We start from the raw sequence: 15,608 nt of genomic DNA, 5'->3' as shown, positions 1-15,608 counted from the left end.
GGAAAATCGTAAGCGACCGCGGCGAACCTCCTCCTCGCCACGGCCGCCACAGGTTCAACGCATGTTTTCGTTGGCCATGGCATCCGGCGTGAAATAGGACGCCGAAGGTCTCGCGATCTTCTGGTACTGAACCGCCAGGTCATTGCTCGATGCGTTGAGGAAGTAGGCTCCGGTGTCGAGGTTGTAGCTGCCCCACATGACCTGTGCGGTGAGGACCGGCATGTCCGGCGCCAGCAGCGTCAGCGAATACATCTGCCGACCGAGCTTGCCCTGGGCGTCATAACCGTCGGCCATCAGGATCTGCCAGGAGTCTTCGTCGACGTAGTAGGTCCGACGCGGCACGACATGGCGCTTGCCGGATTTGAGCGTGGCCTCGACCACCCAGACCCGGTGCTTCTCCCAACGCACCAGATCAGGATTGAGGAAGTTTTCCTTGACCAGGTCGTCACTCTTGGCCAGCGCGGCGCGGTTATTGTTGTAGCCGACGATCAGCTCTTTCTTGCCCACCAGCTTGAGGTCATAGCGATCGGTAGGCCCGAACAGCATGAACGCTTCGTCGAACAGGCCGACGCCGGAGGTCACGAAGTCCGGCGTGTCATAGGCAATGTTTGGCGCCCGGCGAACCCGGCGCTGGCCGACCAGATATTGCCAGGCCGCCCGATTGGCCGGGTCCATGTCCCAATGGGTCATCAGGCCTTCGCCGGCCTTGGATGACGGCAACTCAGTCAACAGCTTGCCCACCTGGTACTTGCCCGCATAGTTTTCCAGGCTGCCGCCTTCGAAGTAGTAGGGAAACTGATAGGAGAATTGGGCCCGGGTCGCCTGGACTTTCTTGCCACCGGCGGTCATCAGCCAGGTATCGAAAGGCGCGCTGATGGTGTCGCCGCCCTGCCAGGACAACCGATAATTCCACAGCACTTGGGCACCGTTTTCCGGGATCGGGAACGGAATGCCACCGTAGGCGTTGGCGACCTTCTCGCTGTCCACGTCCAGCGTGGCGCGTGTGGCGTTCTTGCTGGTGTTGTCATACACCCATTGCGGAGCGGCGGCCGAGCGATGGGTCGGGTACACGTCCAGGCGATAGCCCGGGTATTTCTTCAGCAGCAGCTTGGTCCCTTCGGCCAATTCGCTGGCGTACTGCTCCATGTTCGAGGCTTTGATCGAATACAGCGGCTTCTCGCCGGCGAATGGATCGGGGCGTTTGTCACCCGGTTTGTAGCCAGGCGTGGCCTGGGTATAGCCGCCCTGCCAAGCCGGGATACTGCCATCGGCGTTGCCGGCACGCTCGCCACCCAAGGGAGTCAGATCGGTTTTCAGGCGCGCGGCCTGTTCAGGCGACACCGCCGCCTGCGCCAGCCCCATGCCAGCAAGGGCCAGGGTCAGGACGCATGTGTTCAGGAATGCTGTGTTCTGCATGGCGAATCCACCTTATTAGAATGAGGTTTTCACGTAGAGCGAGACGAAGTCGCGATCGGCCAACGACTGTCCGTAACTGAAATTGCCGTCCTCGCGCAGCCCGGCTTTCGGTGCGCCGAAGAAGTTCACGTAGTTGAGGCCGACATCCCAGCGTTGCAGGTAGGTGGCTTTGAGCCCGACACTCCAGTCGCCGGAGTGGGTGTTGCCGAAGCCGGATTTGTTGACCGCCGATGAGCGCCCATCGAGTACCACACCCATGCCGATCGGCACGGTCAGGTCGATTCCGTCGACGATCTGGAAGTACGCCGGCTCGATCAATACCCGCAGCGCGGTGGCATCGCGGGTGGTGTTGGAGTCCAGCGCGGCAGCGTTCTTGGTCACGCTCAGGGTGCGGTTCCAGGCCAGTTCGGCCAGGGCCGATCCGCCATCCCAGAACGCGGTGGGCGATAACAGGTAGATCGCCGACAGGTTGGCGTGGGCGGTCTTGCCCCTGGCGAACAACTCATTGTCGCCACCATCGGCCGCCATGCCGGGGGTCACTACTTGCAGATTACTCACTAGCGGCGCGTTCCAGCGCACCGACGTTTCACCGGCAAAGTTGAACGGACCGTAGGCAGTGGAGAAGCTGACGCCAGCGGTCTTGATGTCTTCGGCGTAGACCTGGCGATAGGAACCCAGGATGGGCAACCCAGTGGCCGCAGACGCCGCACCGTCCAGGTACGCGTACAACCCGATTGGCGCTTTGTCGTGATACTGGGCCGCGTAGAAACCCAGCTCCAGCTCGGTGCCGGTCGGCTTGAAGCGGATCTGCATGCCGCCCTGCCCCGAATTGCGCGGTTTCAAATCGCCGCCATTGACCGTGTCGTTGCCGAACACTTCGCGCAGAGGGCCACTGCCGTAGCCGATGGCATCGACATCGCTCAGGTAGCTGCCGGCGCCGGGCAGATTGGAACGTTCCCACTCAAACTGATAGTAAGCGCCCACCGACAGTTGCGGGTTGATCTGCAACTGCCCGGAGATCTGATTGACCGGGCGCAGGATCTCCTTGAACTGAGTCCCCGGCACGCTGAGCAACTTGACGACATCGGTCGGGCCCTGGGCATTGGCAATGCCGTTGCCACCGTAGAACAGGCTTTCCCCATAGATCAGGCTGTGTCGGCCCAGGCGCGCCACGCCCTGGGAGTCTTCACCCAGATCCCCGCGCAAGAACACGAAGGCGTCGAGGATTTCCGCGTCGCGACCATGGAGCTTGCGGGTTTCACTGAGGAAATGCTTTTGCTCGCTGCTGTCGGTGTCCTGATTGTAGATATCGTCGTACCAGGCTGCGCCGCTCACGCGCAGCCCATAGTTTTGCCGGCTCAGGTCCATTTCGGAAAACAGGTCCAGGCGGTTGGAGACCAGGCCACTGCTGAAATTCTTGTCGCCCTGGCTCTGGATCGAGGGATACAGGCCGTTGGCGGTTGGCGCGTTGACCAAGCGGCTGTCCTGTCCATGCAGGCGCCAGGCTTGGCTGTACTTGATGGTGTTGTCCCAGCGCAGTTTCCAGTCGGAGTCACCCATGTCCATTTGCATGGCCTGGACCCTTTCGACCATCACACCGGTGCTGCACAACGCCAGGAACAGGGCGCAATACTTGAAACCAAAGCAATCTTTGAGGTTATCCATGGACGCTTCTCATTATTGTTATTTTTTGGCATGGCTTTGCAGCCAACACGCTCGGGTAGCGGCTTGCACCGCGTTGTACGGATGCGCATTCAGATGTAGGTGGAGGCCAATCCACCATCGACCGGCAGGTTGACGCCGTTGATCCAGCGCGACTCATCGGCACACAGGAAAGCGATCACCGCCGCCACCTCATCGGCGTAAGCGGGACGTTTCATGCGATGGGCATCGGCCTGGGTCCGGGCCTCGCCGAGCATGCTCACGAAGTCGTCGAGGATGGGCGTGAACACCGGGCCCGGTGCAACACTGTTCATGCGCACCGAATGCTCAAGAAACCAGGGTTGGGCCTGCAGGTAGGTCCAGACGATCAAGGCTTCCTTGAAGTACTGGTAGCAGGTCTGGTCCGGCACCCGGTGGTCGGCCAGCCAGGCTTGCGCGGCGGTAAAATCTTCGATGCGCGCCAGCGCCTTGTGCTGTTCCAGGCGCAACGGCCATTCGGCGCCGAGGATCGAGGCGATATTGACGATGCTGCCGCCAGCGTTGATGCGCGGCAACAGCGCACGGCTCAAGTGGCGCAACCCGAGGTAGTTGACCCGCGCCAGCAGTTGCGGGTTGGCGGTGCCCGGCACCCCGGCGATGTTGCACAGGCTGTCGAGCCGTGCGGGCAGCTGCGGCAGCAGCCGTTCGATGTTTTCGGCGCTACTCAAGTCGCCCTGCACAAAACCGTCCAGGGTCATGTGCGGCGCCTTGAGGTCGACGCCAATCACTTGGGCGCCATGAGTGCGCAGCAGGCTTGCCGTGGCAGCACCAATGCCTGACGAGACACCGGTGACCAGCACAATCTTGTTGTCGAGTTTCATGTTGAGTCCTCTTATTATTTTTGTGTACTCGCAGGGCCCTCAGCTCATCGGGCCCTGTAAACCTGCCTGTCAGAAGGGGTAGACCGGCGCCTGGTCCTTGACCGTCACCCACTGCCATTGCGTGTATTCGTCCCAGTCCGCCGGGCCGCCGACGCTGCCGCCATTGCCCGAGGCGCCGCGCCCGCCGAACGGGTTGATGCACTCATCGGCGACGGTCTGGTCATTGATGTGCAACATGCCGCACTGCAACCGCTCACCGATGGCCATGGCCCGGCCTACCGACGGAGAAATGATCGCCGCCGCCAAACCGTACTCGGTGCGGTTGGCCAACTCGACGGCTTCATCATCGGTGGCGAAGCTGACCACCGTTGCCACGGGCCCGAAGACCTCCTCGTCGAAGGCCCGCATGCCCGGTTTCACGCCGCTGAGCACGGTGGCCTGGTAAAACAGTCGATCGTGCTCGCCGCCTGCCTCCAGCCGGGCGCCGGCACGCACGGAGTCGCTGACGATGTCGTGCACCCGTTTCAGTTGGCGCTGATTGATCAGCGGCCCCAACGCGGCTTCGCCCTGGGCGGCGTTACCGACGGTCAAGGCCCGGGCCTTTTCCACCAGTTTGCGGGTCAGTTCTTCGGCGATGGATTCATGGGCGAGGATCAACCCGGTGGCCATGCAAATCTGCCCTTGATGCAGCCAGGCGCCCCAGGCCGCGTTGCGAGCGGCGAGGTCGAGATCGGCGTCTTCAAGAATGATCAGCGGGTTCTTGCCACCCAACTCCAGCGCAACCTTCTTCAGGTTGCGCCCGGCCACTTCCGCGACCTTGCGACCGGCGCCGGTGGAACCGGTAAACGCGATCATGCGCACGTTAGGGTCGCGGCACAGCGCCTCACCGGCATCCGCCGCACCGGGCAACACTTGCAGCAAGCCCTTGGGCAGCCCCGCTACCTCGAACAACCGGGCGATAAGGAAACCGCCGCTCACCGGGGTCTGTGGATCCGGCTTGAGCACCACCGCATTGCCCGCCGCCAGGGCAGGCGCAACGGAGCGCATGGACAACACCAGGGGAAAGTTGAAGGGCGAAATCACCCCGACCACGCCATGGGGCTGGCGTCGCGCATAGGACAGGCGCCCCGCCTCGCTGGGCAGGACCACCCCATGGGCCTGGGACAGCAGGCCGGCGGCCTGATGCAACAGCACGATGGCTTCGCGTACTTCGTGTTGGCCCTTGAACAGCGCGGCGCCGGTCTCCCGAGCCACGTACAGCGCCAGTTCTTCGAAGGACTGCTCGGCCACGTCGGCGGCCTTGCGGAAGATCGCCGCGCGTTGCCGCGGGCCCAGCGCCGCCCACCCCGGCTGCGCCAGGGCTGCGTCGCGACTGGCCTTGGCGATGTCGGCGGAGTCGGCCGTGGCACAGCGCATCAACCGCTCACCGGTGGCCGGTTCAATGATCCATTGCAGCAGACCCGACGCAGGCACCCAGTCACCGTTGAAGACACATTCCGACTCGATCACCTGGGACAACAGGTGGCTTTTGGATGCAGACATTTAACACTCCCGGCTCTTTGTTGTTGTCATCGTTTGCCGCACCTGGAAGGTATCGACGCAAACGCCGTGCTAGTGCTTGAGCAAGCGCTGTGCCGGTTTTGCCCGCAGACCTTGATAAACCTGGCGCAGGGCTCTGGATCAATGGTCTGCATCGAGTGCAGGACTGATGACGCACCTGCCGACGTGGCCGTTGGCCAGCTGCCGCTTGTTCATTTGATAAAGTTATGCTTAATAACTATCTCGCCAGATGATCATTTCGATCACCCGCCATCAGGGGCATAACAATGAATAATCCCCACTGCCAGTTGCCGGATCACCGGATCGCCACCGAGCACTTCCGTCCACGGGGTGACAGCAACGAGCTGACCGACAGCAGTTCGCCTACGACGGCAGAACTCACCGCGTGTCTGTTTTTCTCCCCCGACGATGGCCGTATCTGGCTCAACGACCAGCGCATGTTGCTGCTGCACAGTTCATCCTTCGGTGCGTTGCGCCGGGAAATCATCGAACGCCAGGGGCTGGAACAGGCCCGTGGCATGCTCACCCGCACCGGCTATTCCTCCGGCGCCCGGGACGCCCGGCTGATTCGCGAACGCTGGCCCCACGCCGATGCCGCGGCGGTGTTTCGTGCAGGCACGCATCTGCACACCCTTGAAGGCATGACCAAGGTCGAGCCGCTGCATTTCAAGTTCGATGCCGATTCGGGGTTCTATGAAGGGGAATTTCTCTGGCATCACTCCTGTGAGGCCGACGAGCATGTCGCCGCCTATGGCACCGGGCAGGATCCGGTGTGCTGGACCGAACTGGGCTACGCCATCGGTTTCGTCAGCGGGCTGTTCGGGCAACTGGTGATCTTCCGCGAAGTGGAATGCCGAGGCATGGGGCACGAACGCTGCCGAGTCGTCGGCAAGACCGCCGAGCAATGGGGCGATGTCGAGCAGGACCTCAATTACCTCAACGCCTCACCGCCAGCGGTCGTCGCGCGCACCGACAGCCAGTCCGACAGTGTTGCCGGCACCGCCCCGCTGCCGGACAGCGAACAGCCGCTGATCGGTGCCAGCGCCGCCTTCAACGCCGCGACCCAAGCCTTGCAACGGGTGGCCTTGACCCCCGCCACCGTGCTGGTCAGCGGCGAATCCGGCGTCGGCAAGGAGATGTTCGCCCGCCAGTTGCACCAACTTAGTCGTCGACGCGATGGTCCGTTCATCGCCCTCAACTGCGCGGCCATCCCCGACAACCTGATCGAGGCCGAACTGTTTGGCGTCGAACGCGGTGCCTATACCGGGGCCACTCATTCACGCCCCGGTCGTTTCGAGCGAGCCCATGGCGGCACGTTGTTTCTGGATGAGATCACCTGCCTGAGCCTGGCCGGGCAAAGCAAGTTGCTACGCGCCTTGCAGGAGCGGGAGATCGAACGGATCGGTGGTGGCCACGGCATCAAGGTCGATGTGCGGGTCGTGGCGGCCACCAACATCGACCTGCGCAAGGCCGTGGCGGAAGGCGCGTTCCGTGAAGACCTATTCTACCGGCTCAACGTCTACCCCATCGCCCTGCCTCCCTTGCGCGAGCGTCGCGATGACATCCCGTTGCTGATCAATGCTTTCCTCAAGCGCTTTTGCCAGGAGTACGGCCGCACCCCGATGGGCCTGACCATGCGTGCCTTGAAGGTGCTGTTGCGCTATGACTTCCCGGGCAACGTGCGGGAATTGCAGAACCTCATCGAGCGCGGCCTGATCGCCAGCGAAGAAGGCCAGGCGATTGACCTGGTCCATCTGTTTCGCAATGAACAACTGCCGGTGGATGCGTATTCCGTGGACCTGCACGGCGGTCTCTCACCGATGGGCCTGGCCGCCAACGACGCCGCGGAAAAACCGGCCCTGCTCCAGTCCCTCAGCCAACTGGACTCGGACTTCTCCATTGACGGCCTGGAATCACGGCTGATCAACGAAGCCCTGCAACTGAGCAGCGGCAACCTGGCAGCGGCCGCACGCTCATTGGGACTGAGCCGGGCACAGTTCGCCTATCGGTTGAAGAAGCATCAACGAGGAGTCCCGGACTAAACCCCGAACCTGGGATCACCATAATTCCCCTGTGGGAGCGAGCTTGCTCGCGATGGCGGTGGGTCAGCTGACATTGATGCTGGCTGGGCTGACGCCATCGCGAGCAAGCTCGCTCCCACATTGGTTTCTGCGGAGCTGCAAGCTCTGCAACTCAATCCGTCGTGCTCGCCGCCAGTACGGCAAGCGTTCGGCGCTTGGGGTTCCAGATGCTCAGGCACCAGACGCCCCACCACTCCAGGCCATCGTCGAAATAATCGCTCCAGGGGGCCCGTGCCGGATCGTACTCGTCGCTGGCCGTCCAGTTGAGGTTGAAGTTATCGACCCAGCTCAACACCACCCCATCGGTACCGTCCTCGAGCCCAAGCAGGTCGAGCCATTCGCTGAACAGCGCCTGCGGGGTGTCGTCGCTGAAACGGGTGCCATAGGGCGGGTCGCAGAAGGCCGCGTACAAGGCATAAGTGTGCTGATCATCTTGGTCGATCCGCATGAGTCGAGCCCGTTCGTCCCGGTTCAGCGGCTTGGCGACGGCCTTGCTCAAATCCCAATCCATGGTGGGGGGCGCAGCCTCGGTATAGCGCGGGTCCAGAGTCAGTTGGCGATGACGCTCCAGCCATTGAGCCTTGAGGTGCTGGAACAACAGGTCCACAGCCTGACGATGAAGCACCTCATCAGCGGCATCACTCGCCTCGGGCACAAGCACCAGGAAATCGAAGGCACAACCGGCCTTTTCCATCCGCTGGCGCAGGGATGCGCTGGCTTGCTGTTCCACGATGCGCAACATGACAGTCTCCATCAAGCGAGGGGAAAAGCGCCCCGCCGGTACTCGCTGGGGGTCTGGTTCATCTCTATCCGAAAGTGCCGGTTGAAGTTGGACAAGTTGTTGTAGCCCACTTCAAAACAGATATCGGTCACGGGCATTTCGCTCTGCAACAGCAAGCGACAGGCGCGCTGGACCCGCAGCTTGCGCATCAGGTCAATGAAGCCGTGCCCGGTGATGCGCTTGAAGAACCGTGAGAAGCCCGGCTCGCTCATGTCCAATTGACGAGCGATCACCGACAGGCGCAGGTCGCCAGTGAGTTCGGCTTGCAGGTATTCGAAGGCTCTATGGATGCGCTCGGAGCTGCGCGCATCGAGGGTCGGCGCGTAGCAAGGGCTCGCCAGGCTCAAGGCCTCGTCGCCAGGGGCTTGGTTGAGGGTGTGCAGCAGTTCCAGGAACAGCGCCAACCGCGCCAGTCCCTGGGCCGGGCCGATGGCTTCCAGCAGGTGCGCGGCCCGCCGCGCGGTGTTGCCGTCGAAGGTCAGGCCACGGCGGGCGCGTTCGAACAGGCCCTGCAGATCGCCCAGTTCGGGCAGGGTTCGGCGCAAGGTCAGCAGCGTGGCACCGTCGAATTGCAAGACCACGTCACGCCCAGGCAGGTGCTCGCCCGGCGCCAGATCGCCCATCCAGTCGTGGGGCAAGTCCGGGCCAATCATCGCCACATGGCCTGGGCCAAACGGGCCGATGTAGTCGCCCGCCAGCAGTTTGCCGCTGCCCTGGCGGATCAGGTGGATTTCAAATTCAGGGTGATGGTTCCAACGCGCCATCGGGTACGGGTAGTCATGCTCGTACCAGCGAAAACTGTGTTCGGGCTCAGGCAGGATGACTTCCAGTTCGGCTGGTCGCTGCTCGAACAGCGGCGTTCGGTGATCAGGCATGTCGCGCCTCTTTTATCGTTATAGCGGGCACCTTACGCCGAGTGCGCAGCGGTTCGCCAGCCTCGGTCTGACCGCCCACTGATACTTTTTTAACCCGGCCCTGTCGCGCTCAAGGGCGTTAAAAAAGTATCAGCGCACGATCCTCCCTGCGTTTGTCGGCCTCCACAGGCGCTGCTGTAATCGGCTTGCCATTGGCGACGAACCGCTCAGCCCGACGCCACGGCCCCCACAACAATAATAATTCTGCGCCCAGGCGCAGCTCTGGAGAAGCTCATGAAAACAGTGCCCAAGGTGCTTGTCATGTTCGCGGGATTGTCTTTTGCCCTGGCCGGACAGGCCGCCGAGACCCTCACCATCGCCACGGTGAACAACGCCGACATGATCCGCATGCAAAAACTCTCGAAAACCTTCGAGAGCGAGCACCCGGACATCAAGTTGAACTGGGTGGTACTCGAAGAGAATGTCCTGCGCCAGCGCCTGACCACTGACATCGCAACCCAGGGCGGGCAGTTCGACGTGCTGACCATCGGCACCTACGAAACCCCGCTGTGGGGGCCAAGCACTGGCTCGAACCGATGACCAACCTGCCCGCAGAGTATGACCTGGAGGACATTTTTCCTGCCGTTCGCCAAGGCCTCTCGGTCAATGACACGCTTTACGCCCTGCCCTTTTACGGCGAAAGCACCGTCACCTATTACCGCACGGACCTGTTCAAACAGGCCGGCCTGAGCATGCCCGAGCAACCGACCTGGAGCCAGCTCGGTGAATTCGCTGCCAAGTTGCACCAACCTGACCAGGGCCAGTACGGCCTGTGTCTGCGGGGCAAGGCCGGTTGGGGCGAGAACATGGCGCTGCTCAGCACCCTGGCCAACACCTTCGGCGCCCGTTGGTTCGATGAACAATGGAAACCGCAGTTCGACAGCCCGCAATGGAAGGCCGCCGCGCAGTTCTACGTCGATACGCTGAAGAAGTACGGCCCGCCGGGCCTGACCAGCAACGGGTTCAACGAAACCCTGGCGCTGTTCAACAGCGGTAAATGTGCGATCTGGGTCGATGCCAGCGTCGCGGGCTCCTTCATCACCGACACCAGCCAAAGCAAGGTCGCCGACCGTGTGGGTTTCGCTGCCGCCCCCATCGAAGTGACCCATAAAGGTGCTTCCTGGTTGTATGCCTGGTCACTGGCGATTCCCACCAGCTCCCGGCACAAGGACGCCGCCAAGGCGTTCGTGGCCTGGGCCACGTCCAAGGACTACATCCAGTTGGTCGCCAGGCAGGACGGCATCAGCAATGTTCCGCCCGGCACGCGCATGTCCACCTACAGCGACGCCTACCTGAACGCCGCTCCGTTCGCCCGGATCACCTTGAAAATGATGCAGAACGCCGACCCGGCCCACCCCACCGCCGAACCGGTGCCGTACGTGGGCATCCAGTACGTGACGATTCCAGAGTTCCAGGCCATCGGCACTTCCGTCGGCAAGCTGTTTACCGCCGCCCTCACCGGGCAGATCACGGTGGAACAGGCATTGGCCTCGGCGCAATCGAGTACCGAGCGGGAGATGAAGCGGGCCGGGTATCCCAAGAAATAACGATTGGTACCCGCCCCGAGGCTAGAAGGTTTGCCCCGCTGTGGGAGCAAAGCTTGCTCGCGATACAGGCACCTCGATTTCTGAGAGACCGCATTTGCTTCATCGCGGGCAAGCCTTGCTCCCACAGTTTTTTTTTGTACTTCGAAAAGGACAACCCCATGAAACGACTGGAAGGAAAAAGTGCCCTGGTGACCGGTGCCGCCCGTGGCATCGGCAGGACGTTCGCCCAGGCCTATATCTACGAGGGCGCCACAGTGGCGATCGCCGATATCGACCTGGAGCGGGCCCAGGCTACCGCCGCCGAACTGGGTGATAGTGCCTACGCGGTCAAAATGGACGTGACGGACCAGGCTTCGATCGATCAGGCCATCGAGGCCGTGGTGGCCCAGGTGGGCAAGCTGGATATCCTGATCAACAACGCCGCGCTGTTCGACCTGGCACCCATCGTGGAAATCACCCGCCAGAGCTACGAGCGGCTGTTTTCCATCAACGTCGCCGGCACGCTGTTCACCCTGCAGGCGGCGGCGCGGCAGATGATCCGCCAGGGCCATGGCGGCCGGATCATCAACATGGCCAGCCAGGCCGGTCGGCGTGGCGAAGCGCTGGTCGGTGTCTATTGCGCCACCAAGGCAGCGGTGATCAGCCTGACCCAGTCCGCCGGACTGGATCTGATCAAGCATCGGATCAACGTCAACGCCATCGCCCCCGGCGTGGTGGATGGCGAGCATTGGGATGGCGTGGATGCGCTGTTCGCCCGCCACGAAAACCTGCCCCTGGGGGAAAAGAAGCGCCAGGTCGGGCAACAGGTGCCCTATGGCCGGATGGGGACTGCGGAGGACCTCACCGGGATGGCGATTTTCCTCGCCTCGGCGGAAAGCGAGTACGTGGTGGCGCAGACCTATAACGTCGATGGGGGGAACTGGATGAGCTGATAATCTGCGATTTTATGGCCTTGAAACGACGGAAATGGACTTATTCGCCTGAAAGTTGATCCCACTATTTGAGGATTATCCCGAACGCTACCCAACTGTGCCGTTCCAAGGGATTTCAAAAGAGCGTGAATACCGTTGCCCCAGCGGGGCAAAAATTGCGCATCATAGGCGCCGTCCGCTCAAGGGAGATTTACATGCGTGCCATTTCATCCGTCATGGGTCTTGTCGTGCTGTCGCTGGGCCTGGTTTTCGCCGCCAGTGCCACGGCCACCGAAGAGACGCAACTGGTCGAGTCCATCAACCTTTACCGCAGCCAGTCCCAAAGCTGTGCCGGCCAGGCCTCGCTGGAGTTGCCACCGCTGGCGATGGATTCCCGGCTGATCCTGTCGGCCAATGGCATCGGCGACCTGCAGCAGGCGCTGGCGCGGGCGGCCTATCCAATGGTCAACGTGCAGGCCATCAGCCTGTCCGGGCCGCGCGATGCGCAATCGGCCATGAAAGCCGTCCAGGAAAGCTTCTGCCAGGTAGTACTCGACCCGCAGTTCGTCGACATCGGCGTCAGCCGCCTGGACCGCGAATGGCGCATTGTGCTGGCGCGCCCACTGTTGTCGGCGCGCCTGGGTGACTGGCAAGCCGAGGGCCAGAAGCTGCTGAAACTGATCAACAGTGCCCGCACCCAGCCGCGTCGCTGTGGCACCGAAACCTTCGCCGCCACCACACCGCTGGCCTGGAACGCCACCTTGGCCCTGGCCGCTGTGACCCACACCCGGGCCATGGCCAACAACAATTTCTTCGACCACAAGGACCGCGACAACCGCATGCCGGGCGACCGCGCCGAACTGGCTGGTTATCTGGGCCAGTTGATCGGCGAAAACATCGCCGCCGGACAAGACACCGCGCTCAAGGTGGTGGACGGCTGGCTGGCCAGCCCAGGGCACTGCGCCAACCTGATGAACCCACAGTTCCGCGAATTGGGCGCCGGGTATGCGACCGATCCGAAAAGCGATGCAGGGATCTATTGGACGGCGATGTTTGGTACCCAGTAGTACTGACACCATCGCGAGCAAGCTCGCGCCCACAGGGGGCGTTGTGGTGGCCGTGCAATCAAGTTCCACCACCAGCCAATGTGGGAGCGAGCTTGCTCGCGATAGCCATTGCTCGATCAACCTCAGTGTCCGTGGCTGAGCAGCACCTGTCGCAAATGCTGCATGAACTGGCTCAATGAAGGTGATTGGGCCACCGGCTTGCGCTGCAACAGGCCGATCGAGCGCTTCGCCGGCTGGTCGATGGCGGTGACAGCACACTGCTCACCGATGTTGAACACCGCCGTGCAACTGGCCGGCAACAGAGAAAATCCCAATCCTTCGCGCACCAGGGCCGTGGCCGTGCTCATGTGCGCCACTTCCCAGGCCGGCACAGGGTCAACGTTCAAATAGCGCAACGCAGCGTCAGCCAGGGGCCGGATGCTGGTGTCAGGCGTGAGGGCAATATAGGGTTGCCGCTTCCAGTCGTCCTGGCCGTCACGCTGCGGGTCCTTTTGGCTCAGCAACACCAGGTTGTCATCCAACAGGCGCACAAAGCTCAGTCCGGACAGATCGTCAGGCAACGAACTGATGCCGGCGTCCACCTCTCCTCGCTGCACCCAGCCCATGACTTCCCCGGCGCGGCCGTCTAACAAACTCACCGTCACGCCGGGGTTTTCATGCTGGAAAGAAGCAATGGCAATGGGCAGGAATGACGCCGCAGCGGTGGGCAAGGCCGCCAGCCGGAGCGTGCCACGGCTCAGGCTCAGAGTGTCACGAGCATCGCGCACGGCGTCGTTCATGTCCCGGAGCATGCGCCGGGCCTGGGGTAGAAAATGCTCACCGGCCGGAGTCAGCTCGACGCTGCGGGTATTACGCGCGAGCAACTGCAGCCCCATGCTCTCTTCCAATTTGCGGATGCTATAGCTCAGCGCCGGCTGGGACAGGTGCAACTGTTCGGCCGTGCGGGTAAAGCTCGAAGTCTCGGCAATAAGGATGAAGGCACGAAGCTGACGAAAAGAAACGTTCATGACCCACTCATAAAATTAATGAATCAATTGATTCTATCTTTAAAATTCACAGAATAATCCAGTCTCTCCACTATGGGGCCACCCCTCAGTGGAAAGCGACATGACAAAAACAATTCTCGTCGGCTGCGGTGCCGGTTTCGCCAATGATCGACCCGACGCCGCCCTGCGCCTGGCACAGGACCTGGCACAACGCAGCGGCAAGCGCTACATCATGCTGGAACTGCTGGCTGAACGGACCCTGGCCGAGGCGCAGCTACGCAAGCGCCTGGACCCGCAGGCGGGATACTCCGCGCGTCTGTTCGATTTCCTCGAGCCCATGCTGGACGTGTGCATCGAGGCCGGCATCCCGATCATCACCAATGGCGGCGCCGCCAATCCCAGGGCGGCCGCGCAACGGTTGCGCCAGACGCTGGCGGGCCGCTTCCCTGCACTGAAAATCGCCTGTGTGCTGGGTGATGACCTGTTGGAAGAAACACCGCCCCGTTACGAACGGTGGCTGTCCTCGGAGCCCTTGGAGCACCCCGTGTCGGTGAACGTCTATACCGGAGCCGACGGTATCGCCCAGGCGTTGGCCGAGGGCGCTGGCATCGTGCTGTGTGGCCGGGTCGCGGATCCGTCGCTGGCCGTGGGGGCGATCCGCCATGGGTTGGGTTGGTCGGCTGACGATTGGCAGAAAATGGCCGTCGCCACCACCGCAGGCCATCTGCTGGAGTGCTGCACCCAGGTCACCGGCGGCTATTTTGCTCATCCTGGGATGAAAGACGTTCCGGACCCGGCCAATCTCGGCTGCCCCATTGCTGAGATCCATCAGGATGGCCGCCTGATCATCGGCAAAACCCGCAACTGCGGCGGACGGGTCAGCGAACAGACCGTCAAGGAACAACTCCTTTACGAAGTACACGACCCTCGACGCTATCTGACGCCGGACGTGGTGCTGGACCTGGGCCAGGCCCGTGTACAGGACTTGGGTGATGACCGTGTTGAAATCAGTGGCCTGCTGGGTCACCCGCGTCCCGACACGCTCAAGGGTCTGGCGGGTGTGCGCGGCCTCTGGTTCGGCGAGGCGGAAATATCCTACGCGGGCCCCGGCGCCGTGGCGCGTGCCGCGCTGGCGCGGGAAATCCTGCTGCAGCGCTTCGACCAATTGGCACCCGGGGTCCAGCCCTGGATCGACCTGTCCGGGGTCGCCAGCCTCTTCAACGACCAGGGCGGTCGATATCTGCAACAGCAACTGACCCAGGCGCCCGCCCTGGAGGATGTGCGCGTGCGCATCGGCCTGACTCACACCGACCGACGGCTGGTGGAGGCCCTGCTGGCAGAGGTCGAGTCGCTCTACACCAACGGGCCGGCGGGCGGCGGTGGCGTCCGGCGACACCTCGCCGAGACCGTTACCACCCGCAGTTTCCTGCTGCCGCGAGATGAAATCCATACAACCCTGGAGTGGTACTGATGAACCTGGTCACCCTCGCCGACTATGCCCATGCCCGTGCTGGCGACAAGGGCAACATTCTCAGCATCGCCCTGTTTCCCCACGATCCGGCCCACTATCCGTGGCTGCTACGGGAATTGACCTGCGCCCGAGTGGCCGAGCAATTCGCGACGCGACAACCCTCCAAGGTGCATCGCTATGAACTGCCGAACCTGAATGCACTGAATTTCGTGCTCGAGGACGCCCTGGAGGGCGGTGTGAATCGCAGTTGCGGTCTGGATCGCCATGGCAAGAGCCTGAGTTACCTGCTTCTGGCCTTGCGCCTGCCCGGACCGCAAGGCTGATCGACTCACCGCCCGCGAACCTTCGACAA

Annotated in this window: 12 protein-coding genes and 1 pseudogene; 6 read left to right on the top strand and 7 right to left on the bottom strand. The window is 62.4% G+C overall.

Annotation, left to right across the window (positions count from 1 at the left end):
- Positions 1-54: 54 nt before the first annotated feature.
- The 4 genes from KI235_RS14520 to KI235_RS14505 form a co-directional block, all read right to left on the bottom strand.
- Positions 55-1,416, bottom strand: a complete 1,362-nt coding sequence (locus KI235_RS14520) for a DUF1329 domain-containing protein (protein ID WP_003201493.1) — start codon at positions 1,414-1,416, stop codon at positions 55-57.
- A gap of 15 nt (positions 1,417-1,431) precedes the next feature.
- Positions 1,432-3,081, bottom strand: coding sequence for a DUF1302 domain-containing protein (locus KI235_RS14515; protein ID WP_013693263.1), 1,650 nt, complete (start codon positions 3,079-3,081; stop codon positions 1,432-1,434).
- Positions 3,082-3,170: 89 nt separating this feature from the next.
- Positions 3,171-3,938: a coniferyl-alcohol dehydrogenase gene (locus KI235_RS14510; RefSeq protein WP_013693262.1), complete on the bottom strand. Its 768-nt coding sequence runs from the start codon at positions 3,936-3,938 to the stop codon at positions 3,171-3,173.
- A 69-nt stretch (positions 3,939-4,007) separates the two neighbouring features.
- Complete coding sequence (locus KI235_RS14505; protein ID WP_003201487.1) at positions 4,008-5,480, bottom strand: benzaldehyde dehydrogenase; 1,473 nt, start codon at positions 5,478-5,480, stop codon at positions 4,008-4,010.
- Between the two features lie 284 nt (positions 5,481-5,764).
- Here KI235_RS14505 and KI235_RS14500 point away from each other — a divergent pair, with 284 nt between their 5' ends.
- A complete protein-coding gene (locus tag KI235_RS14500) occupies positions 5,765-7,540 on the top strand; it encodes a sigma-54-dependent Fis family transcriptional regulator (RefSeq protein WP_027911730.1) in 1,776 nt (591 codons plus the stop codon).
- A gap of 151 nt (positions 7,541-7,691) precedes the next feature.
- On the opposite strand, the gene KI235_RS14495 is transcribed toward KI235_RS14500, so the two are convergent.
- A complete protein-coding gene (locus KI235_RS14495) occupies positions 7,692-8,321 on the bottom strand; it encodes a hypothetical protein (protein WP_038859610.1) in 630 nt (209 codons plus the stop codon).
- Between the two features lie 11 nt (positions 8,322-8,332).
- The gene (locus tag KI235_RS14490; protein WP_003201480.1) at positions 8,333-9,235 is read right to left on the bottom strand and encodes an AraC family transcriptional regulator; all 903 of its coding nucleotides are present in this window, start codon (positions 9,233-9,235) and stop codon (positions 8,333-8,335) included.
- Positions 9,236-9,508: 273 nt separating this feature from the next.
- Between KI235_RS14490 and KI235_RS14485 the strand changes: the two are divergent.
- The 3 genes and pseudogenes from KI235_RS14485 (at position 9,509) to KI235_RS14475 (ending at position 12,799) form a co-directional block, all read left to right on the top strand.
- Positions 9,509-10,821, top strand: a pseudogene (locus KI235_RS14485) (sugar ABC transporter substrate-binding protein).
- Positions 10,822-10,979: 158 nt separating this feature from the next.
- Entirely contained in the window at positions 10,980-11,753 is a 774-nt protein-coding gene (locus KI235_RS14480) for an L-iditol 2-dehydrogenase (protein WP_033028109.1), read from the top strand.
- A 194-nt stretch (positions 11,754-11,947) separates the two neighbouring features.
- Entirely contained in the window at positions 11,948-12,799 is an 852-nt protein-coding gene (locus KI235_RS14475) for a CAP domain-containing protein (RefSeq protein WP_013693258.1), read from the top strand.
- 122 nt (positions 12,800-12,921) lie between these two features.
- On the opposite strand, the gene KI235_RS14470 is transcribed toward KI235_RS14475, so the two are convergent.
- Positions 12,922-13,806: a LysR family transcriptional regulator gene (locus KI235_RS14470; protein WP_003201473.1), complete on the bottom strand. Its 885-nt coding sequence runs from the start codon at positions 13,804-13,806 to the stop codon at positions 12,922-12,924.
- A gap of 100 nt (positions 13,807-13,906) precedes the next feature.
- Between KI235_RS14470 and KI235_RS14465 the strand changes: the two genes are divergently transcribed.
- Positions 13,907-15,256, top strand: a complete 1,350-nt coding sequence (locus tag KI235_RS14465) for an acyclic terpene utilization AtuA family protein (protein ID WP_013693257.1) — start codon at positions 13,907-13,909, stop codon at positions 15,254-15,256.
- A complete protein-coding gene (locus KI235_RS14460) occupies positions 15,256-15,579 on the top strand; it encodes a hypothetical protein (RefSeq protein ID WP_003201468.1) in 324 nt (107 codons plus the stop codon). Before KI235_RS14465 ends, KI235_RS14460 begins: the two co-directional genes overlap by 1 nt.
- The last annotated feature ends 29 nt before the right edge of the window (positions 15,580-15,608 follow it).

This window comes from Pseudomonas sp. St386, assembly GCF_018325865.1.
Taxonomy (GTDB): Bacteria; Pseudomonadota; Gammaproteobacteria; order Pseudomonadales; family Pseudomonadaceae; genus Aquipseudomonas; species Aquipseudomonas brassicacearum.
The sequence above is the reverse complement of the archived record's forward strand: the minus strand, read 5'-3'. Positions and strand labels throughout refer to the sequence as shown.

Excerpts from the sequence above, each read along its gene's own strand:
- KI235_RS14515 (WP_013693263.1), bottom strand. The coding sequence starts at position 3,081 with ATGGATAACCTCAAAGATTGCTTTGGTTTCAAGTATTGCGCCCTGTTC.
- KI235_RS14470 (WP_003201473.1), bottom strand. The coding sequence starts at position 13,806 with ATGAACGTTTCTTTTCGTCAGCTTCGTGCCTTCATCCTTATTGCCGAG.
- KI235_RS14500 (WP_027911730.1), top strand. The coding sequence starts at position 5,765 with ATGAATAATCCCCACTGCCAGTTGCCGGATCACCGGATCGCCACCGAG.
- KI235_RS14490 (WP_003201480.1), bottom strand. The coding sequence starts at position 9,235 with ATGCCTGATCACCGAACGCCGCTGTTCGAGCAGCGACCAGCCGAACTG.
- KI235_RS14520 (WP_003201493.1), bottom strand. The coding sequence starts at position 1,416 with ATGCAGAACACAGCATTCCTGAACACATGCGTCCTGACCCTGGCCCTT.
- KI235_RS14465 (WP_013693257.1), top strand. The coding sequence starts at position 13,907 with ATGACAAAAACAATTCTCGTCGGCTGCGGTGCCGGTTTCGCCAATGAT.
- KI235_RS14480 (WP_033028109.1), top strand. The coding sequence starts at position 10,980 with ATGAAACGACTGGAAGGAAAAAGTGCCCTGGTGACCGGTGCCGCCCGT.
- KI235_RS14475 (WP_013693258.1), top strand. The coding sequence starts at position 11,948 with ATGCGTGCCATTTCATCCGTCATGGGTCTTGTCGTGCTGTCGCTGGGC.
- KI235_RS14505 (WP_003201487.1), bottom strand. The coding sequence starts at position 5,480 with ATGTCTGCATCCAAAAGCCACCTGTTGTCCCAGGTGATCGAGTCGGAA.
- KI235_RS14460 (WP_003201468.1), top strand. The coding sequence starts at position 15,256 with ATGAACCTGGTCACCCTCGCCGACTATGCCCATGCCCGTGCTGGCGAC.
- KI235_RS14510 (WP_013693262.1), bottom strand. The coding sequence starts at position 3,938 with ATGAAACTCGACAACAAGATTGTGCTGGTCACCGGTGTCTCGTCAGGC.
- KI235_RS14495 (WP_038859610.1), bottom strand. The coding sequence starts at position 8,321 with ATGTTGCGCATCGTGGAACAGCAAGCCAGCGCATCCCTGCGCCAGCGG.